The following is a 20,438-nucleotide window of genomic DNA, read 5'->3' as shown; positions in this document are numbered from 1 at the left end:
AGACGAGGGGAATCGCAAAGCCGCTGCAAGAGCTTCAACAATTGCTTCAACGTATTACCGCCCCCTAGGGCGTGGCCGCGTCCGCATCGCCCGGCTTGTTCGCCTGCGCCGAGGTGCCGACATCGACGAAACGCTTGTAGATGAAGCCGCGCTTGCCCTCGGCGATGACCTCGCACCAGCCGTGGCAGGCGACGAGCTGCACCTTCTGCCCGGCGGTGAGGTTGCCGACCGCCGCCGCGCCGTTCCGGGGGGCCCCGCGCATCGTCACCGCCGTGCGAATCGTGGCGCCGCCGACCGGCTGGCCGCCGAATCCCGGCTGTGATTCGGCCTCGTCCGCCGCTTCTTCCGTGTCCGCCGCAGCCGGCTCGGGCTCGGCCGAGGCGAGCACCGGACGCGCCGGGGCGCGAGGCGGCAGCGGCGCCTCCTTCGGCATCGCGACCGCCTGGGCAGGAGCCGCATCGGCGGGCGCGGGATCGGCAGCCTGGAAGCCTGAGGCCGTGACCGGCGCCGCAAAGGCGGTCACCCCGGCCAGCGGAGGCGTGGCGGTGGCATCGAAGGGCGGCGCGGTATCGCGCAGCACCGGGGGCAGCGCATCGGCGACCGAGGTCGGCGCGACATCGGCCGGCCGATCGGCACCCGCCTCGGGCGTCGCGGCCGCGTGGGCCGGTTCGGGAGACGGAACAGCGGCGACGGCGACGGGCATGGCGGTCGATGGCGCGACGCTGGCGATAGCGGCGTTGCCGATCACTTCCGGCGCGACGCTCGCCTCCTCGCGGGCGGCGAGCGATTGCAACACCACCGCACCACCGCCGACCACCGCCATGAAGACGGCCAGCACGCCCAGGCGCTGCCAGGTAATAACGTCGGTGGAGGCACTGCGCTTGCGTTTCGGCTCGGGCTCACCGGTGGCACGGGCCGAAGTGCCGAAGCCCCGCCGACGCGGCTTGCCGGCATCCGCCGAGGCCGCACCGTCGGATTTCGACGCCGGCGTCGCCGGCGCGCGCTTGGCGAGCAGGTCGCTGACGTCGCCCAGGGAGGCCAGCCGCTCGCGCACTTCCTCATAGGAACGCGGAGCCGGCGTTTCACCGGCGGGCCGCAGCGGGGCGCCGGGAGCCGAGCGCGCGGAAGCCGAAGAGACGGATGCCACCGGGGAACCGGCCGGCGCGGCCGGCGCGTCAGCCGCCGGGCTCGGCGTCGCCGCCACTACCGCCGGGATGGGCCTCGGGCCCGAGACGGCCTGACGCACGGAAGGCAGCGGCGCAGCGTCGTCACGCGCGGCCTTCTCCTGCTCAAGGGAGTTGAGGATCGCCCGGAAGTCACTGACGAGCGATGAGGAGAGCCCGGTTCCGCGCGGCTCTTGCGATGACGATGACATGGCGCGGGAGACTCTAGGCTACGGGACGGAAACAACGAACCGGCGAGAGAGTCACCGGGAAAGCGTCGGCATCGGCTCGGGACGTACACCGGCAGCATCCGGAGATACTGGCGGCCGGGACGTTGGCGCGGTGCTCGACACTTCGCATGCGTTGCTTCCAGTCCGTTCGGGCCGCCATCCCCCGAAAGGGACGTGCGGCCGAGTTCCGTAACCCGTCTTCGAATGCGACGGGCGACACACTACCGACACTTAGCCACTTGATGCAAGAAAGTCACAGGCCGGAAGAATCCTTATGAACAAGGATTGCGGCAACTCTTGGCCACGGGGTGCGACAGGTTGTGCCGATTTAACGGAGTACCTACAAGGACTTGGCCCCGAACCCCGCCGAACGTCAGACGAGGACGGGCCGCGCCGGCTGCTCGGCAGTATCAAAAATTCTTCGATAACGAGCGATTTCCTCGGGCGGTCCCATCGCCTTGGTGGGGTTGTCGGAGAGTTTCACCGTCGGCCGCCCGTCCGCCGAGATGACCTTGCAGACGATGGAGATGGGATCGAGTCGGCCTTCCCACGCGAAGCCGCGGAAATCGTTGGTAAGCAGCGTTCCCCAGCCGAAGCCCATCCGCATGCGGCCGCGGAAGTGGCGGTAGATGCGCTCGATGGCCTCCACGTCCAGCGCGTCGGAGAAGATGGCGAGCTTCTGCGTGGGGTCCTGCCCGCGCGAGCGCCACCAGCGGATAGCCTCCTCGCCGCCTTCGATCGGGTCCTTGCTGTCGATGCGGATGCCGGTCCAGCCGGCCACCCAGTCCGGCGCGCGATCGAGGAAGCTGGTGGTGCCGAAGGTGTCGGGCAGAAGCACGAGCAGATTGCCCTCATAGTCCTTCTGCCAGTCGGCGAGCACCTGATAGGGAGATTCCGCCAACTCCGCGTCCGTATCGGCCAGCGCCGCGTAGACCATGGGCAGCTCATGGGCGTTGGTGCCGGTGGCCTCCACCTCCCGGCGCATCGCGATGAGGCAGTTGGAGGTGCCGAGGAAACGCTCGCCCAGCCCTTCCATCACCGCCTGCACGCACCAGTCCTGCCAGAGGAAGCCATGCCGGCGGCGGGTGCCGAAATCGGCGACGCTGGCGCCGCCCAGCGCCTTGAGCCGCTCCACCTTCTCCCACACCCGCGTCATGGCACGAGCATAGAGAACCTGAAGCTCGAAGCGCCCCATGGAGCGCAGCACCGCGCGCGAGCGCAGCTCGTTGATGATGGCGAGCGCCGGGATCTCCCACATGGTGGTCTCGATCCACGGCCCCTCGAAGGTCAGCTCGTACTGACCCTCGCGCTTTTCGAGGTGGTAGGCGGGGAAACGGAAATTCTCGAACCAGGCGATGAAGTCCGGCGAGAACATCTGACGCTTGCCGTAGAACATGTTGCCGCGCAGCCAGGTGGACTCGCCGCGCGTGAGCGACAGCGTGCGCACATGGTCGAGCTGCTCGCGCAGTTCCCCCTCGTCGACGAAATCGGCGATGCGCACGCTCTGGGTGCGGTTGATGATGCCGAAGGTCACGCGGGTATGGAAATGCCGGCGATAGATCGTCTGCGCCATCAGGAGCTTGTAGAAGTCCGTGTCCAGCACGGAGCGCACGATCGGGTCGATCTTCCAAGTGTGATTGTAGACGCGCGTCGCGATGTCGATCATGCGGAAGGCCCCGTTTGCCCGGCCTCCCCTTCTAGCGAATGAGGTACGCGCTTCCTAGCGCCGGGCCTGCCGCCGCCGGCGCGCAGGGCGGCGGGACGCGTCTTTTTCATATGCAAGCAAATGAATATTCATGCAGCTGTTGCAGGGCTGCCACGCCACGCCCGCATCTCTCAATACCGCAGGGGCAATGCTTAAGTGACCAACGAAGACATCCCTCCTTTCATGGACAGGACATTCCAATGACCACCACGCCGTCCCTGTTCGACAGCTACCGCCTCGGCGACGTCACGCTGTCGAACCGCATCGTCATGGCGCCGCTGACCCGCAACCGCGCGAGCGCCGGCCTCGTCCCCTCCCCGCTCGCCGTCGACTATTACGGCCAGCGCGCCTCTGCCGGCCTGATCATCACCGAGGCGACGCAGATCTCCGCCACCGCCCAAGGCTACCAGGATACGCCGGGCCTCTTCACCGAGGCGCAGGTCGAGGGCTGGAAGCGCGTCACCGACGCCGTCCACGCCAAGGGCGGGCATATCTTCGTGCAGCTCTGGCATGTCGGCCGCGTGTCGCACCGCTCGCTGCAGCCCGGCGGCGCGGCGCCCCTCGCCCCCTCGGCGGTGCGGGCCAACACCAAGACCTACGTCAATAACGGCTTCGCCGATGTCGACGAGCCCCGCGCGCTGACGCTGGAGGAAATCCCCGGCATCGTCGACGACTTCCGCAAGGCGGCGGCGAACGCGGTCCGCGCCGGCTTCGATGGCGTGGAGATCCACGGCGCCAACGGCTACCTCGTCGACCAGTTCCTGCGCGACGGCGCCAACAAGCGCACCGACGCCTATGGCGGCTCGATCGAGAACCGCACGCGCTTCCTGAAGGAGGTGCTGGGGGCCACCGTCGGCGAGATCGGGGCCAAGCGCACCGGAATCCGGCTGTCGCCGGTCACGCCCGCCAACGACCTGGCGGACAGCGATCCGCAGCCGCTGTTCAACCATGTTCTGGACGTGGTGGAGAGCCTGCACCCGGTCTATGTCCACATGATCGAGGGCGCCACGGGCGGTCCGCGCGACATCGCGCCGGACTTCGACTTCGAGGCGCTGCGCAAGCGCTTCAGCGGCGCGTGGATGGTCAATAACGGCTACGACAAGGCGATGGCCGAGCAGGTTGTCGCCAGCGGCAAGGCGGACCTCGTCGCCTTCGGCAAGGCGTTCATCTCCTCGCCGGACGCGGTGGAGCGCCTGCGCCGGGGCGTCGCCTTCAACGAGCTCGACCGCGACCACCTCTATGGTGGCGGCGCCAAGGGCTACACCGACTACCCGACGCTGGAGAGCGTCGGCGCCTGACCGGTACCGACCTCAGGAGGCCTGCCGGAAATACGGCCGCCCCCTGAGGCGCAGCATCGCGACCGGATAGGCCATCAACAGCGCGCCGCCGACGAGGGAGCCGAGCAGCATGCCGGTGGTGAGCAGCCCTTCGGCGGCGGCGGCGCAATAGGTGCCGATCGCCACAGGGTAGAACAGCACGACGGCGGTGAAGGTGCCGGGCGAGAAGCGTCCGCGCGTGAAGATCATCGGCAGCACATGGAAGAAGCTCGCGTTGATCAGCATCAGCGCGGCGAAGACCAGCGGCGCGATGGGGAGCAGCCGTGCCATCTCGGCCTGCGCGAAGCCGAGCACGATCACCGCCGCGTTGGTGACGTAGAAATCAGCCCATTCGACCGGAAGGCCGATGACGGCGCGCGCCCAGTCGCGCCAGTCGAAGGAGAACTCTTCCATGATGTGCAGCGTGTAGGCGAGCAGGCCAAGCCACGCCCACGTCTCGAAACCGATCGACATCGCACCCTTCCCCCTGAAGCCCGGCGGAAAGATGCTAGATCGGGCGCCGCTAGGCTGCCAGAGGCGCGGGCGCGACGGCACGCACCGATACTTCCACGGTCATGCCGAGATAATCGCCGACATTGCCGGTGAAGCCGCCAGCGACCGGCACCGCCTGGCTCGGATCGCGCGTCACCGCCACGCGGATGAGATTGTCGGCCGCGATGGTGCCGTTGGTCGGGTCGAACTCGATCCAGCCGGCACCCGGCAGATAGATATCGGCCCAGGCATGGGTGGCGCCGGCGCCGACGACGGACTGAGCATCGCCGTCCAGTGCCGGGTCGTAGAGATAGCCGGTGACGAAGCGGGCTCCGAAGCCGAGCGCACGCGCCGCCTCGATCAGCAGCAGGGCGAAGTCGCGGCAGGAGCCGGTGCCGAGCTTCAGCGTCTCCAGCGGAGCCTGCGTCCCCTCCTCGTGCCGAAGATTGTAGGCGAAGCCGCGATGAATGCCGTTGTTGAGGTCCGTCAGCAGCGCCATCGTGTCGGTCGGCCGCGAGGCCACGAAGCCCTTGGCCCACGCTTCCAGCTCGCCGTTCGCATCGGGATAGTGGCAGTCCAGCATGCGGCCCAGATCGATCCTGTCGTCGGAGGAATAGACGAACGGATATTCCTTGGCGCTCTCCTCGAGTTCGAAATTGAGCCCGCCGAGGCCGTAGCGTTCGAGGGTCAGCACGCTCTCGATCTTCAGCTCGTTCGACGGCTCGACGAAATCCACCACGGTGACGGAATTGCCGAACACATCGTGCAGCCAGCGCACATTGCCGTGCGGCCAGAGCGAGAGCTCGGCGCTGACCAGCCGCAGATCATGGCTGTCGCGCGGGCGCAGCATCAGCCGGTGGGGCTGGAAGACGACGGGATTGGCATAGTTGTACTGAGTGACGTGGCGGACGGTCAGAGTCGGCATGAGGCGGTTCCAGAAGCGGCCATGGGGACGGTCGGGGAGACCGGGATTCGTCGCGACGCCGCCCGGACCGGAACGTCAGCGGGCGCAGAGCCGGCCGAGGACGAAGCCCAGCATGCCGACAGTGACGAGCGCGCGGAAGGAATATTTGCGCTCGGGCCGAACAAGGCCCTCGTCGACGAGAGCGGAGCCGAGAGAAGCCCGCACCGCCGCGCCACCACTCGCGCGCGCCGGACGCGAGACGGCCCGCCCCATCCGCTTTGCCGGGTTCCGGGAGGGGCCGGCGGCCGTCCTTGGAGCGGATGCGCGCTCGGTCGATGCCGGTTCTTCGCCGGGGCTGCCGTCGATTCCGTTGCCGTTCTTAGCCATCGCCGCGCCTTTCGATGTTGCTGCGTCCCGCGATTCAACGCGCCAGACGGCATTTTGTTCGGCAGGCGGCGGTTGCGGCCTACAGGCGGCCGGAGAGAAAGGCGAGCATTTCCATCGGACCGCGCGCATTGAACAGCTGCACCCGCCGGCCGCCGCACATGTCGCAGCGCAGCCGCGGCGCGGGTTCGCCGGGCGTCTGCGCAGTGAGCATGCCCGCATCCGCATGACCGAGCGCCGAGCGGCGCCCGCAGCGCGGGCAATGGGCGCAGATGAGGGAGGTGCGGTCGATGATGGCGGAATCCTCCACGGCGGGGCGCCGTGATTCGATGATAGGTGCGCGCCGGAGCGCTGACCAATCAAGCTGCGGTGTCGTGAAGCAGTTGCCCCGATTTCTCGGAGGAGCCGGTCTGGAGGTTCCACACTGGAAAGTATGGTGGGCGCACTAGGGCTCGAACCTAGGACCCGCTGATTAAGAGTCAGCTGCTCTACCAACTGAGCTATGCGCCCAGACCGGAACTCGCGAGGCGAAACCGTCGCGAGCGGGGCGTCATGTAGCAAAGGGATTCGGGCCTGTCCATAGCCGACAGGCCCGTCATCCTCATTCTTTGAAAGCCTCCTCGCGCTTCCTGCGCACGGAGGGCAGCAGCACGACGATCAGCGCGATCGCCGCCAGGGCCAGCATCGTCGCGGAGATCGGCCGGGTGACGAACACCAGCGGGTCGCCGCGCGAGATCAGCATGGCGCGGCGCAGATATTCCTCCAGCATCGGCCCGATGATGAAGCCGAGCAGCAGCGGCGCCGGCTCGCAGTCGAGCTTCACCAGCACGTAGCCGACCACCCCGAACAGGGCCATGGCGAAGACGTCGATGGCGTTGTTGTTCACGCTGTAGACGCCGATGCAGCAGAAGCCGACGATGAGCGGGAAGAGGATGTGGTAGGGCACGGTGAGCAGCCGCACCCACATGCCGATCAGCGGCAGGTTGAGCACCACCAGCATCAGATTGCCGATCCACATCGAGGCGATGATGCCCCAGAAGAGATTCGGCTGCTCGTTCACGACGTTCGGGCCGGGCACGATGCCCTGGATGATGAGCGCGCCGATCATCAGCGCCATCACCGGGTTGGACGGGATGCCGAGGGTGAGCATCGGGATGAAGGAGGTCTGCGCGCCGGCGTTGTTGGCGCTTTCCGGTGCTGCCACCGCCTCGATCGCGCCCTTGCCGAACTCCTCGGGATGGCGGGAGATCTTCTTCTCGATCGAATAGGCGGCGAAGGAGGACAGGATCGCGCCGCCGCCCGGCAGGATGCCGAGGAACGAGCCGAGGAAGGTGCCCCGCAGGATCGGCCCGGTGATTCGCTTGATGTCCTCGCGCGAGAGCAGCAGGCCCTTCACCTTCTGCACCATGACGGTGCGGGTGTGCTCGTCCTCCAGATTGCGCACGATCTCGCCGATGCCGAACACGCCCATGGCCAGCGCCACGAACTCGATGCCGTCGGCCAGCTCCAGCATGTCGAAGGTGAAGCGCGGCGTGCCGGTGTAGACGTCCTGCCCGGACAGGCCGAGCAGGATGCCCAGCACCACCATCGCCAGCGCCTTGATGACCGATCCCGAGGCCAGCGCCACCGAGGCCACGAGGCCCAGCACCATCAGCGCGAAATATTCCGGCGGGCCGAACTTCAGCGCGAGGTCCGCGAGCGGCGGGGCGAAGACGGCGAGCAGGAAGGTGGCCACCGAACCGGCAAAGAACGAGCCGAGCGCCGCCGTGGCGAGCGCCGCCCCGGCCCGGCCGCGACGCGCCATCTGGTAACCGTCGATGGCGGTGACGACGGACGAGCTCTCGCCCGGCAGGTTGATCAGGATCGCCGTGGTCGAGCCGCCATATTGCGCGCCGTAATAGATGCCGGAGAGCATGATCAGCGCCGAGACCGGCGGCAGGCCGAAGGTGATCGGCAGCAGCATGGCGATGGTCGGCACGGGGCCAAGGCCGGGCAGCACGCCGATGAGAGTGCCCAGAAGCACGCCAATGAAGCAGTAGAAGATGTTCTGGAAGGTGACGGCGACGGAGAAGCCGAGGGCGAGATTATCGAAGATTTCCAACGGTCCGGCTCCCGATCAGTAGCCGCCGAGCCAGGGGCCGAGCATGGGAAGGGGAAGGCCGAGGCCCTTGATGAACACCGCCCAGGAGAAGGCGACCATGACGGCCGCCGAAATCAGCCCAGTGACGATGTGGAAACGCTGGCTGGCCAGCGCCGAGATGAACACCGCCAGCCCCATGGACGGCCCAAGGCCGAGCGGGCGGATGCCGAGGCCGAAGATCACAACGGCGAGCGTCACCAGCGCCAGCGCCTGCCACGGCCAGTTGCGGAAGCGGATTCCATTGTCGTCCGGGTCAGCGGGAACGGTCAGGCCGGAGAGAAGGACGACCAGGCCGAGAAAGGCGAGCAGACCCGCGAGGATCATCGGGAAATAGCCGGGCCCCATGCGGATGGCGCGGCCCATCGGCAGTTCCATGGCCTGCCAGGCGAAGAACGCGGCCAGCACGATGAGCAGAAGACCGCTGGCGACCTCCTTCGGACTTTTGACGAAGCGCGTCATGCCATTTTCCCGGGATGTTGAATGCAGGACCCCACCCGCCGGCCGGCGGCGAGCCGGCGTGACGGGCGGGGCGGTCTTATGGATGGAACGTCAGTCGGCGAAGACGCCGGCCTGCTCGATCACCGGCTTCCACTTGGCCACCTCGGCCTGCAGGAACTGCTTGTGCACTTCCGGCGTGGCGCGATCGAGGGCCACCGGCTCGGTACCGAGGTCGGCGAAGCGCGCGATGACCTTCGGATCCTGCAGGGCGGTCTTGAGGGCGTCGTTGAGCTTGGTGACGACTTCCGGCGGCGTGCCCTTGGGCGCATACATGCCGTGCCAGACCGCAACCTCGAAGCCGGGAAGGCCGACCTCCTGGAAGGTGGGGAGGTCGGGCAGCGACTTGACGCGCTGCTTGGTGGTGACGGCATAGGCCTTCACCTTGCCGGCCTTGATCTGGCCGGTGGTGTTGGTGGTCTGGTCGCACATCAGGTCGATCTGGCCGCCGACGAGGTCGTTCATCGCCGGGCCGGTGCCTTGATAGGGCACGGTGGTCATCTGCGCGCCGAGCGCCGACATGAACAGCATGCCGCACAGATGCGAGGCGGAGCCGACGCCGGCATTGCCGTAGATCACCCCGTCCCTGTTCTGCTTCACGAAGGCGATCAGCTCGGCGGCGTCCTTCGGGGCGAGATCGGGCTTGGCGATCATCGTCATCGGCACGTCGGTGACGAGGCCGACCTCCTCGAAGTCGGTCAGCACGTTGTAGGGCAGCTTGCGATAGAGGGTGGCGGCGGTCGCCTGGCCGATATGGTGCAGCAGCACGGTGTAGCCGTCCGGGGCGGCCTTCGCGACCTGGCCGGCGCCGCGGGTGCCGCCCGCGCCGCCGACATTCTCCACCACGACCTGCTGACCAAGCGTGCGCGACATGGATTCGGCGACGAGACGCGCCACCGTGTCGGTGGGACCGCCGGCCGAAAAGGGCACGACCATGGTGACTGGGCGATTGGGAAAATCCTGCGCCTTGGCCGCAGAGAAAGGCAGTACCGCGAGCGCCAGCGCCAGCGCCGCGACGGCGGCGGCTGCCCCCTTGAAGTTTTTCATGCGTCCCTCCCGAGACTTCTTGACCGCGTTTCAGGCCATGGGCGTCGCCTTCGAGGCCACGCCTTTGTTTATGCTGCCTAGGCCACCATCGGCATGACTGACCGTCAAGTGGCTCTTTGGCCTAGAAACGCGGGTTCCAGCCTCATTCCACGCGCCACGCGCCGGGTTCCCTCGGCTTCCGGGGCCGGGCCCTAGGAAGCGAGGCCGGCACGTTCCATATTCCGTGCATGATTCAGGAGCCGCCTCCCCTCGTCGTCGAGATCGCCTGGCAGGACCCCTGGCGGGCGGCGCGCCGTCTTGCCCGGCGGAACGGCGCGCCCGTGCCGGGCCTGACCTTCCTCGACAGCGCGATGCGCCATCCGCTGCTGGGCCGGTGGTCCTACGTCATGGCGGAGCCCTTCGGCCGCTTCCGTGTGGAAGCCGGCGTGCCGCGCTGGGACGGGGCGCGCGAGGCGGGGACGCCGGTCGAGGCGTTGCGGGCGCGGCTGCGCGCCTATGCCCAGCCGCGCCTGCCGGGCGAGGCGGGCTTCCAGGCCGGAGCGGCGGGCTACATCGCCTATGAGGCGGGCCGACTGTTCGATCGCTTCCCCACCATGGCGCCGGAACCCGGCGAAGGGCCGGAGATCGACCTCGGCTTCTACGATCTCGTCGTCGCCTTCGACGTGGTGTCGGAGCGCGCCTTCATCGTCTCGACCGGCTGGCCGGAAACCGAGCCGGCCCGGCGTGCCCGCCGCGCCCGCGAGCGCCTCGCCGAGGCGGCGGAACGCCTCGCGGCGCCGGAAGTCCCGCTCGGCGCTGCGATCATTGCCGGCGACTGGCGCTCCAATTTCGATGCCGAGCGCTACAAGGCGGCCGTGGCGCAGGTGATCGCTTACATACGCGCCGGCGACATCTTCCAGGCGAACTTCACCCAGCGCTTCGAGGCCGGAATCGGCGAGGCGGTCGATCCGCTGGCGCTCTACGACCAGTTGCGCCGCGCCAACCCCGCCACCTTCGCGGCGCTGATCGCCAATGAAGACCGCATCATCGCCTCCTCCTCTCCCGAGCGCTTCGTGAAGCTCGTGGGCGGCGAGGTGGAGACGCGCCCGATCAAGGGCACGGTGCCGCGCTCGGTGGAGCCGACGCTGGATGCCTTCCGCGGCCGCGAGCTGACCGCCAGTGAGAAGGACCGCGCCGAGAACGTGATGATCGTCGACCTGCTGCGCAACGATCTCTCGCGCGTGTGCCGGCCGGGCACGGTGAAGGTTCCGCGCCTGTGCGGGCTCGAGACCTATGCCAATGTCCACCACCTCGTCTCGGTCGTCACCGGGACGCTGAAAGAAGGGCACGACGGGCTCGACCTGATGGCGGCGTCGTTCCCCGGCGGCTCGATCACCGGTGCGCCGAAGATCCGCGCCATGGAGATCATCCACGAGCTGGAGCAGCAGCCGCGCGGCGTCTATTGCGGCTCCATCGGCTATATCGGCTTCGACGGCACGATGGACTTCAACATTGCCATCCGCACCGTGACGGTGGAGAAGGGCCGGAAGGGATTCACCGCCAGCTTCGGCGTCGGCGGCGGCATCACCACCTTGTCCGATCCGGCCGCCGAACATGCCGAGAGCCTGACCAAGGCCGAACGGCTGTTCCGCGCCTTCAAGCCGGAGACGGCGCCATGATCCTGCTGATCGACAATTACGACAGCTTCGTCTTCAACGTCGCGCGCTACCTCACCGAACTCGGCGAGGATGTCCAGGTCGTGCGCAACGACGCGCTGGACGTCGCCGCCATCGAGCGTCTGCGGCCCGAGGCGCTGGTGATCTCGCCCGGCCCCTGCTCGCCCAACGAGGCGGGCGTCTCGCTCGATGCCGTGCGGGCGCTGTCGGGCCGGCTGCCGATCCTCGGGATCTGTCTTGGGCACCAGTGCATCGGCCAGGCCTTCGGCGGCCGGGTGGTACGGGCGAAGGAGCCGATGCACGGGCGCGCCTCGCAGGTGCGCCATGCCGGGACGGACGTTTTCGAGGGACTGCCCTCCCCGTTCCCCGCCGGCCGCTATCATTCGCTGGCCGTCGAGCTGGACGATGGCTCACCGCTGGTCGCCACCGCCTGGAGCGAGGACGGCGAGATCATGGGGCTCGCCCACCGTACCCATCCGACCTACGGCGTGCAGTTCCACCCGGAATCCGTGCTCACCGGCCATGGCTACGACCTGCTGGCGAATTTCCTGAAGCTGGCGCGAACCCGGGAGCGCGCGGCGTGACCGCGACGATCAGTGTCGAGGATCGCGGCTTCACGCTCGGCGACGGCGTGTTCGACACCGCCGTTGCACTGAACGGCATCGTCCTGGAGCGGGAGCGCCATGTCGGCCGGCTGCTGGCCGCCGCGCACAGCCTCGGCATCGCGGCTCTGCGCGCCCGTGTCGAGGCCGCCATCGACGATGCCGTAACGCCCGAGTCGACCATCGTACGCACCACGGTGACGCGCGGGAGCGCCGCGCGCGGCCTCTGGCCGGCGAGCACCGGCGAGCCGACGCTCGTCGTCACCACCAGCCCGTGGAGCCCGGCGCTGCTCGGCCAGCCGGCTCGGCTCGTCACCGCGACAGGGCGGCGCAACGAGTTCTCGCCCACCGCCAACCTGAAGACGCTCGGCTATCTCGACCACATCCTCGCGGCGCGGGAGGCGGCGGCGGCCGGGGTGGACGATGCGCTGATCTTGAACACGCAGGGCCGTGTCGCCTGCACGACCATCGCCAATGTCTTCGCGCTGACGAGCGGAATGCTGCGCACGCCGCCGCTGTCGGAGGGGTGCCTGCCGGGCATCATGCGGGCGCGAGTGATGGAGATCGCGCCGGAACTCGGGCTGGCGGTCGAGGAACGAGGGCTGGCGCCCGGCGACCTGAAAGGCGCGGATGCGGTGTTCCTGACCAACAGTGTGCGCTTCCTGCGCCCCGCGACCGAACTCGACGGCGCCCTATTGGCCACCGCCAGTTGCGAAGCGTTTGCCGCGCTGCGGCATGGTTTACTTGCAGAAGTTGGCATTGAGGAAAAATTGTGACGGCGATTGACTTACAAAACGCGCTGTAACAAGCAAAAACAGCTTCGACAAAATAACAAAACATAGTTTTGCCATGATCTGCATCCGGACGTTCATTTCCGGTTAATCTTCAATCCGTCACACGTATATTTGAAACCATTCCGCTGGAAGGACGTTCGACACGCGTCTTCCCGGTTCAGCGCATGAGGTTTGCATGTTCCGTCTCGCGCGTCCGCTACTCGCCACCGGTCTCGTCGCAGGTCTTCTGGCCACCGCCACCGGTGCCGTTCTCCCGGCAGCCGCCCAGAGCGAACCGCTGCGGCTCGCCCAGGCCGGGCCGCCGCTCGACCGCGCGCCGATGGACGTGAACGTGTTCTACGACCAACTCGGCGCCTATGGCTCGTGGGTGGAACATCCCGATTACCAGTACGTCTTCATCCCCGCCAATGTCGGCCCGGGCTGGCGCCCCTATCAGGAAGGCCGGTGGATCTGGACGGACCAGTACGGCTGGTACTGGGAATCCTATGAGCCCTTCGGCTGGGCCGCCTACCATTACGGACGCTGGGGCTACGACCCCGGCTATGGCTGGTTCTGGGTGCCGGGCGATACCTGGGCACCGGCCTGGGTGACCTGGCGGCGCGGCGGCGGGCGCACCGGCTGGGCGCCGGTCGGGCCGGACCGCCCGGGCTACGCGGTCGGGCGCCCCGCCTATTACGCGCCGCCCGTGGCCGAGAGCTGGGTCTTCGTCGAGGACCGCTACATGGCCGAGCAGGACCTTGCGGTCTATGTGGCGCCCATCCCGCAGATCAGCATCTATCTGCAGGATGCGCCGGACTATTACGAACCGCGCTGGGACGACGGCTACTACGTTAACCGCGGCTTCGGGCTCGACGTCTATGATGCGCCGATCCGTGATCGCCTCTATACGCGTGAAGTCGTCTATGTCGATCGCTACGACGACATCTTCTACGACGACCGCGACGAGCGGCTCGGCATCTATGCCCCCCGGCTCGCCTTCGGCGACCGCTTCGTCCCGCCGCCGCGCTTCGACCGCGACATCGCCCCCGACCGCCGCGCGCTGATCCATCAATATGTGCGCGACGACCAGAACCTGCCGGGCGTGTTCGCGCCCTCGGCGGCGCTGCTGGGGGCGATCGACGCGAACCGCCGGCGGGAACTGCGCCAGGAGCGCTTCCGCGATCCCAACCGCTTCCGCCAGCAGGTCGAGCAGATCGAGCGCGAACGCGCCGACCAGCTCCGCGATCTGCGGCAGCAGGCGGCGACACGGAACGACCTGCTGGAACAGCAGCGCCGGCAGGCGATGGAACAGCGCCGGCAGCAGTTCGAGCGCGTCCGCGCCGAGCAGCGCGCACGGGCCGAACGGGTGAACACCCGCCCCGGCGGACAGCCCGGCATGCCGGGCGTGCGGCCGGGCCAGCGTCCCGACGACATGCGCGCCAACCAGCAACAGCTTGAGCGTCAGCGCGCGCAGCAGCAGCAGGGCCAGCAGGAGCGTGTGCGCCAGCAGCAGCTTCAGCAGCAGCGCGCGGCGGAGCAAGAGCGTGCCCGCCAGCAGCAGATGCAGCAGCAACGCAATGTCCAGCAGGAACGGGTCATTCAACAGCAGCAAATGCGCCAGCAGGCCCAGCAGCAGCGCGCCGTGGAACAGCAGCGTGCCCGCCAGCAGCAGATGCAGCAGCAACGCAATGTCCAGCAGGAGCGCGCCATTCAGCAGCAGCAGATGCGCCAGCAGGCCCAGCAGCAGCGTGCCGTGGAACAGCAGCGTGCCCGCCAGCAGCAAATGCAGCAGCAGCGCAATGTCCAGCAGGAACGGGCCGTTCAGCAGCAGCAGATGCGCCAGCAGGCCCAACAGCAGCGCGCCCAGCAACAGCAGATACTGATGCAGCAACGCGCCGCCCAGCAACAGCAGCGCGCGCAGCAGCAACGGCCTCCCCAGCAGCGGCCGCAGGGCAATCCTCAGGGCCGGCCGGGCGATCCGCGTGACCCGCGGTGGCTGCAGCCGGGCATGCAGTGACCGACAAAGAAAGAACCCCGGCCCTCACAGGCCGGGGTTCTTCATTTCCGCCATATGCGCGGCGGCTATTCCGCCGCCGGCTGGGCCTGGGCGTTGATGCTGTTGCGCTTGGTCTGCAGCTTGTTGAGCGCGATGATGTAGGCCTGCGCCGAGGCGACCAGCGTGTCCGGATCGGAACCGCGCCCGGTCACCGCCTTGTCGCCGTCCTCCAGACGCACCGACACTTCCGCCTGCGCATCCGTGCCCTCGGTCACCGCGTGCACCTGGTAGAGCGCCAACTTGGCCGTGTGCGGCACGATGGCCTGGATGCAATTGAACACCGCATCCACCGGGCCATTGCCTTCGCACTCCTCGGTGACGAGATGGCCGTCGACCTTCATCTTCATGGTCGCGCGCTGGGGACCGTGGCTGCCGGCGATCACGCTGAGCGAAACCAGCTTCATGCGGTCATGCGCGGCGGCGATCTCCTGATCGACCAGCGCCTCGATATCCTCGTCGTAGACCACCTTCTTGCGGTCGGCGAGGTCCTTGAAGCGCGAGAAGGCATCGTTCAGAGCGTTCTCGCCCAACTCGTAGCCCAGCGCCTTCAGCTTGTCGCGGAAAGCGGCGCGGCCGGAATGCTTGCCCATCACCAGCGAGGTCTTGGAGACGCCGACGCTATCGGGGGTCATGATCTCGTAGGTGGTGTTGTTCTTGAGCATGCCGTCCTGATGGATGCCGCTCTCATGGGCGAAGGCGTTCCGGCCGACGATGGCCTTGTTGTACTGCACCGGGAAGCTCGTGACCGCCGAGACCAGCTTGGAGGCGCGGGTCAGCATGGTGGCGTCGATGCCGGTCTCGTAGGGCAGCACGTCGCGACGGACGTTGATCGCCATGACGATCTCTTCCAGCGCCGCGTTGCCGGCCCGCTCGCCAATGCCATTGATGGTGCACTCGATCTGCCGGGCACCACCGGCGACACCCGCCAGCGAGTTCGCCACCGCCATGCCGAGATCATTGTGGCAATGGGTGGAGAACACCGCCTTGTCGGCATCCGGCACGCGCTCGCGCACGGTGCGGAACATCGCCTCATATTCCGACGGCGTGGCATAACCGACCGTATCGGGCAGGTTGATGGTCGTGGCGCCCGCCTTGATCGCCGCCTCGACGCAGCGGCACAGGAAGTCGATCTCGGTACGGGTGGCGTCCTCGGCCGACCACTCGACATTGTCGACATGCCCACGCGCACGGGCGACGGACGCCGCCACCATCTCCAGCACCGTCTCCGGCGACTTCTGGAGCTTGTACTTCATATGCACGGGCGAGGTGGAGATGAAGGTATGGATGCGCGGCCGGCGGGCATGGCGCACCGCCTCGGCACAGCGATCAATATCGGCGAAGGCGGCACGCGACAGGCCGGCGATCACCGCGTTCTTGGTGCGGCGGGAGATTTCGGCGACCGACTCGAAATCGCCATTGGAGGCGATGGGGAAGCCGGCCTCGATGATGTCGACGCCCATGGTGTCGAGCAACTCGGCCACTTCCAGCTTCTCTTCCAGCGTCATCGACGCACCGGGGCACTGCTCGCCATCGCGCAGGGTGGTGTCGAAGATGACGACGCGGTTCTTGTCGGTGGACATGCTCAGGCTTCCTTCTGGTCTCCGGGCGCCAGGTGCCGCAAAGGGGCATCGTCCGGCGCAAATCTGGCTATTCGGCGGATGGTGGAGGCGTCATCCCCTGAGCGCCCAGGCTTGAAGCCCGGCCGGCCCTCAGGGGCGGCTAAGAAGAAGGAGACCGGACGCAAGGAGAGCCTTCCCGGGAATCCGCAGGGCGGCCGGGTTCGCGGAATAGCGGCGGACGGACGCAGGCGTCACGGCTCGGCTCTCGCGAGGTTGCTCTAACTTTCCGCTGTTTAGCCGACCGACGGCCCGACGGCAAGCATGACGATCGGCGAGGACCGTGCCCCACTCTCCGCCGCGGGCTCAGTGCCCGCCGCCGGCACCCTTGTTGACCGGGCGGCGCAGTAAGGGCGAGGCGAAGAGCAGCGCCACGAAGAGAACAGTCAGCACCAGAAAGACGTCGGAGAAGGCCATCACCTCGGCCTGGATGCGCACCTGCCCCGCCATCTTCTTCAGCGCCGCCGCGTCGGCATCGGAGCCGAGCATGGACAGCGAGCGCGTCATCGCGTCGAGCCGCTCGACCGCGACCGCGCTCGCCCACTGCACGTTCTCGTGCAGGCGCGCCAGATGGAGGTCCCAGCGGTCGTTCAGCACCGTGTTGATCAGCGCGAGCCCGACCGCGCCGCCGAGATTGCGCATGAGGTTGAACAGACCGGAGGCGTTCTTGAGCTGGGCCGGCGGCAGCGTGCCGAGCGAGATGTTGTTGATCGGGATCATCGCCATCATGATCCCCACCCCGCGCAGGATCTGTGGCCAGAGCAGCTCCCAGAAATCCCAGTCCTTGGTGAGGCCCGTGACCTGCCATGTCCCCAGCGCGAAGGCGCCGAAGCCGAAGGCGATCATCACGCGCGGATCGACCTTGCCCATCAGCCGCCCGGCGATGGGGGCGCAGAGGAACATGGCGAGGCCGGAGACGAACATCGTCTCGCCGATCATCAGCGCCGAATAGCCGCGCACCCGGGCGAGGTAGAGCGGGTAGAGATAGGTCAGCCCGTAGAGGCCGATGCCGACCACGAAGCTGAAGGCCGAGCCGACGGAGAAATTCCGGTTGGCGAAAGCGCGGAGGTCCACGACCGGCTCGCGCGCCATGAGCACCCGCGCGAAGAAGGCGACCGCCGAGACGGTGCCGACAATGGCGAAGAAAGAGATCGCCTCGTCCTCGAACCAGTCATTCGTCGGCCCCTCCTCCAGCACGAATTCGAGGCTGCCAAGGAAGCCTGCCATGAACAGCAGGCCCCACCAGTCGAAACGGTCGAGCAGGGCAAGGTCGGGCTCGTCGAAGTCGACCAGCGTTGCCGTGGCGATGATGACGAAGATGCCCGGCACGATGTTCACCAGGAACAGCCAGTGCCAGGAGAACAGGTCCGTAAGATAGCCGCCGATGGTCGGGCCGATGGTCGGCGCGAGCGTCGCCACGAGACCGATGAGCGGAGCGACGATCGGCTGCTTCTCGCGCGGGAAGATGGAATAGGCCGCCGCGAAGACGGTCGGGATCATGCCCCCGCCGAGGAAGCCCTGCAGGGCACGGTAGACGATCATCTGGTTGATCGACGTCGCCGTCGCGCACATGAAGCTCATGAGCGTGAAGCCCGCCGCCGAAGCGACGAACAGCCACCGCGTCGACAGCGCCCGCGACAGGAAGCCCGAGAGCGGGATCATCACCACCTCGGCGATGAGGTAGCTGGTCTGCACCCAGGAGATCTCGTCCGAACTGGCGGCAAGGCCGGCCTGGATCTCGGCGAGCGAGGCCGAGACGATCTGGATGTCCAGGATCGCCATGAACATGCCGAACACCATGCACAGGAAGGCGAACATGCGCCGCCCCTCGGTGGAGGCGGCGCGCGGCGCGGTTCCCATGGTGGCGGTGTCGGACATGGCGGACGCCCTTCGTCAGCCGCCGGTGCGGGTATCGACGGTGGCGATCACCGACATGCCCGGACGCAGCTCCGCCTTGTCGCGGGCTTCCTCATCGAGCTCGATTCGCACGGGCACGCGCTGGACGATCTTGGTGAAGTTGCCGGTGGCGTTCTCCGGCGGCAGCAGGCTGAACACCGAGCCGGACGCCGGCGCGACGCTGGTCACGCGGCCGTGGAACTCCTCGTCGGGATAGGCGTCCACCTCGACATTCACCGCCTGGCCGGGCCGCAGCTTGCCGAGCTGCGTCTCCTTGAAGTTGGCGTCGACATAGACCCTAGTGATCGGCACCAGCGCCACCAGCCGCGTGCCCGGCTGGACGAGCTGGCCAACCTGCACGGCGCGATTGCCGACGATGCCGTCGAACGGCGCCTTCACCACGGTGAAGTCGAGATCGCGCTGCGACTGGTCGCGCGCGGTGCGGTATTCCTCCAGCAGGCGCGCCGCCTCGGTACGCTGGGCTTCCAGCACCGAGACATTGGCTTCGGCCGAAGCGACAGCCGCCTTGGCGGCATCCACGGCCGCCTGCGCCTTGTCCCGGTCGGCCCGGGCATTGTCGAGAGTCGCCTTGCTGGAGAATTGCGACTTCACCAGCTCGGACTGGCGGTCGAACTCGCGCTGGGCGCGGTCGAGCTCCGCTTCGTCGGACACACGCTGCGCCTTCGCCTGATCGACGCTGGCCCGCGCCGCCTCGATCTGCTGGCCATAGCGATCGATCGTCGCCTGCTGGGTGGCGATCTTCCCGTCGGCCGCGCGCAGGGCGAGTGCGTAGTCGCCATCATCGATGCGGGCGATGACGTCTCCGGCCCTGACCGGCTGGTTGGTCTCCACGTCGACGCTGACGATATGCCCGCTCACCTTGGCGGCGAGGACGGACGTGTCGGCGCCGACATAGGCGTCGTCGGTGGAGACGAGGAAGCGCCCTACCCTCCACCAGTCGAGGCCGTAATAGCCGCCTCCTGCCACAGCCACCGCGAGGATGGCTCCGAACAGGAAGCTGCGGCGCCGGGGCTTGGCGGGCGCCGGCGCATCCACAGGGTCCGCCGGAGCCTCCGCGCCAGACCGGCGCACGGTGATCGGCACCGGCTCATTGCCGCGCGGGCGCTCGGTTTCGGCGCCTTCCTGCCTCTTCGCTTCGGCTTGAGCCATATCTAACCTTCCGCAACGGAAACTAAACCGTTCAGTTCGATTTGGTCTTTACATATCAAACTAAACAGTTTAGTCAATACCTTTGACAAAGACGGCCGGAGAGCCCTAAGCAGGGTCCGGAGGACAGCATGAGCAGCATCGATACGGAGATCGTCGGCACCCCGCCCCGCACCGAGGCGGAATCCGCCAAGCGCCGGGACATCATCGACGGCGCGCGCCGCGTGTTCTTCGACAAGGGCTTCGACGGCGCCAGCATGGACGAAGTGGCCAAGACGGCCGGCGTGTCCAAGGCGACGATCTACGTCTATTTCAGCAGCAAGGAAGAGCTCTTCGAGGCGCTCGTGCGCAATGACCGCGCCCGCTCGGCCGAGCACCTGTTCGAGGTGGACGACTCCATCGAGGACGTCGGGAGCCTGCTGCGGCGCATCGGCCTGTCCTTCATGACGATGATGATCCAGCCCGATCACATCCGCCTGATCCGCATGGTAATCGGCATCGCGGAGAAATTTCCGCGCATCGGCCAGATTTTCTACGACGCCGGCCCCTGCCATGGCGGGCGTCGCCTCGCCGACCTGCTGCGCCAGCAGGCGGACCTTGGACGGCTGAAGCTCGACGACGATCTGGCGGCCGCCTACCTGTTTCTCAACATGTGCCAGGGCCCGCATGTGAAGGGCCTGCTGTTCGGCGACAAGGCCAAGCCGACGCAGGAGCAGATCGAGGAAACCGTCGACCTCGCCGTGCGCGTCTTCCTCGCCACCTACGGCGCGCGCCCAAACGCCTGAACGGCGTAGGCG

Annotated in this window: 18 protein-coding genes and 1 tRNA gene; 6 read left to right on the top strand and 13 right to left on the bottom strand. The window is 67.5% G+C overall.

What is annotated here, in order from left to right:
- Nucleotides 1-64: 64 nt before the first annotated feature.
- Together FO470_RS07955 and pncB are read right to left on the bottom strand one after the other, a co-directional pair.
- The gene (locus tag FO470_RS07955; protein WP_246659514.1) at nt 65-1,147 is read right to left on the bottom strand and encodes an SH3 domain-containing protein; all 1,083 of its coding nucleotides are present in this window, start codon (nt 1,145-1,147) and stop codon (nt 65-67) included.
- Between the two features lie 619 nt (nt 1,148-1,766).
- Nucleotides 1,767-3,059: a nicotinate phosphoribosyltransferase gene (gene pncB, locus FO470_RS07950; protein WP_144342406.1), complete on the bottom strand. Its 1,293-nt coding sequence runs from the start codon at nt 3,057-3,059 to the stop codon at nt 1,767-1,769.
- A 239-nt stretch (nt 3,060-3,298) separates the two neighbouring features.
- Between pncB and FO470_RS07945 the strand changes: the two genes are divergently transcribed.
- Nucleotides 3,299-4,396 (top strand): alkene reductase, encoded by a 1,098-nt coding sequence (locus tag FO470_RS07945; protein WP_144342405.1) that lies wholly within the window; start codon nt 3,299-3,301, stop codon nt 4,394-4,396.
- Between the two features lie 12 nt (nt 4,397-4,408).
- Here the strand turns inward: FO470_RS07945 and FO470_RS07940 are convergent, their stop codons facing one another.
- From FO470_RS07940 to FO470_RS07910, 8 genes are all read right to left on the bottom strand, one after another.
- Nucleotides 4,409-4,888 carry an HXXEE domain-containing protein gene (locus FO470_RS07940; RefSeq protein WP_246659513.1) on the bottom strand — a complete coding sequence of 160 codons (480 nt, stop codon included), beginning with the start codon at nt 4,886-4,888 and terminating at the stop codon, nt 4,409-4,411.
- A gap of 49 nt (nt 4,889-4,937) precedes the next feature.
- Entirely contained in the window at nt 4,938-5,831 is an 894-nt protein-coding gene (locus FO470_RS07935; RefSeq protein ID WP_144342404.1) for a transglutaminase family protein, read from the bottom strand.
- 75 nt (nt 5,832-5,906) lie between these two features.
- Nucleotides 5,907-6,083 (bottom strand): hypothetical protein, encoded by a 177-nt coding sequence (locus tag FO470_RS19500; RefSeq protein WP_186291884.1) that lies wholly within the window; start codon nt 6,081-6,083, stop codon nt 5,907-5,909.
- Between the two features lie 193 nt (nt 6,084-6,276).
- The gene (locus FO470_RS07930; protein ID WP_246659512.1) at nt 6,277-6,504 is read right to left on the bottom strand and encodes a hypothetical protein; all 228 of its coding nucleotides are present in this window, start codon (nt 6,502-6,504) and stop codon (nt 6,277-6,279) included.
- 124 nt (nt 6,505-6,628) lie between these two features.
- Nucleotides 6,629-6,704 (bottom strand) — tRNA-Lys (locus tag FO470_RS07925).
- A 91-nt stretch (nt 6,705-6,795) separates the two neighbouring features.
- Nucleotides 6,796-8,295: a tripartite tricarboxylate transporter permease gene (locus FO470_RS07920; protein ID WP_144342403.1), complete on the bottom strand. Its 1,500-nt coding sequence runs from the start codon at nt 8,293-8,295 to the stop codon at nt 6,796-6,798.
- A gap of 15 nt (nt 8,296-8,310) precedes the next feature.
- A complete protein-coding gene (locus tag FO470_RS07915; protein WP_144342402.1) occupies nt 8,311-8,793 on the bottom strand; it encodes a tripartite tricarboxylate transporter TctB family protein in 483 nt (160 codons plus the stop codon).
- A gap of 90 nt (nt 8,794-8,883) precedes the next feature.
- A complete protein-coding gene (locus FO470_RS07910; RefSeq protein ID WP_144342401.1) occupies nt 8,884-9,876 on the bottom strand; it encodes a tripartite tricarboxylate transporter substrate binding protein BugD in 993 nt (330 codons plus the stop codon).
- A gap of 227 nt (nt 9,877-10,103) precedes the next feature.
- Here FO470_RS07910 and pabB point away from each other — a divergent pair, with 227 nt between their 5' ends.
- The 4 genes from pabB (at nt 10,104) to FO470_RS07890 (ending at nt 14,923) form a co-directional block, all read left to right on the top strand.
- Nucleotides 10,104-11,534 carry an aminodeoxychorismate synthase component I gene (gene pabB / locus FO470_RS07905; protein WP_144342400.1) on the top strand — a complete coding sequence of 477 codons (1,431 nt, stop codon included), beginning with the start codon at nt 10,104-10,106 and terminating at the stop codon, nt 11,532-11,534.
- Nucleotides 11,531-12,115: an anthranilate synthase component II gene (locus tag FO470_RS07900; RefSeq protein WP_144342399.1), complete on the top strand. Its 585-nt coding sequence runs from the start codon at nt 11,531-11,533 to the stop codon at nt 12,113-12,115. The genes pabB and FO470_RS07900 overlap by 4 nt, the downstream gene beginning before the upstream one ends.
- A complete protein-coding gene (locus FO470_RS07895; protein ID WP_144342398.1) occupies nt 12,112-12,909 on the top strand; it encodes an aminotransferase class IV in 798 nt (265 codons plus the stop codon). The genes FO470_RS07900 and FO470_RS07895 overlap by 4 nt, the downstream gene beginning before the upstream one ends.
- 193 nt (nt 12,910-13,102) lie before the next feature.
- Nucleotides 13,103-14,923: a DUF6600 domain-containing protein gene (locus tag FO470_RS07890; protein ID WP_144342397.1), complete on the top strand. Its 1,821-nt coding sequence runs from the start codon at nt 13,103-13,105 to the stop codon at nt 14,921-14,923.
- Nucleotides 14,924-14,988: 65 nt separating this feature from the next.
- Here the strand turns inward: FO470_RS07890 and FO470_RS07885 are convergent, their stop codons facing one another.
- The 3 genes from FO470_RS07885 to FO470_RS07875 form a co-directional block, all read right to left on the bottom strand.
- On the bottom strand, nt 14,989-16,542 hold the full coding sequence (locus tag FO470_RS07885; RefSeq protein ID WP_144342396.1) for a 2-isopropylmalate synthase: 1,554 nt from the start codon (nt 16,540-16,542) through the stop codon (nt 14,989-14,991).
- Nucleotides 16,543-16,884: 342 nt separating this feature from the next.
- Entirely contained in the window at nt 16,885-18,456 is a 1,572-nt protein-coding gene (locus tag FO470_RS07880; RefSeq protein ID WP_144342395.1) for a DHA2 family efflux MFS transporter permease subunit, read from the bottom strand.
- Between the two features lie 15 nt (nt 18,457-18,471).
- A complete protein-coding gene (locus tag FO470_RS07875; RefSeq protein WP_144342394.1) occupies nt 18,472-19,644 on the bottom strand; it encodes an HlyD family secretion protein in 1,173 nt (390 codons plus the stop codon).
- A gap of 128 nt (nt 19,645-19,772) precedes the next feature.
- Between FO470_RS07875 and FO470_RS07870 the strand changes: the two genes are divergently transcribed.
- Entirely contained in the window at nt 19,773-20,426 is a 654-nt protein-coding gene (locus FO470_RS07870) for a TetR/AcrR family transcriptional regulator (protein WP_144342393.1), read from the top strand.
- Nucleotides 20,427-20,438 lie beyond the last annotated feature (12 nt).

The organism is Ancylobacter moscoviensis, assembly GCF_007559435.1.
Classification (GTDB): domain Bacteria; phylum Pseudomonadota; class Alphaproteobacteria; order Rhizobiales; family Xanthobacteraceae; genus Ancylobacter; species Ancylobacter moscoviensis.
This window is presented reverse-complemented; position numbering and strand designations above follow the sequence as displayed.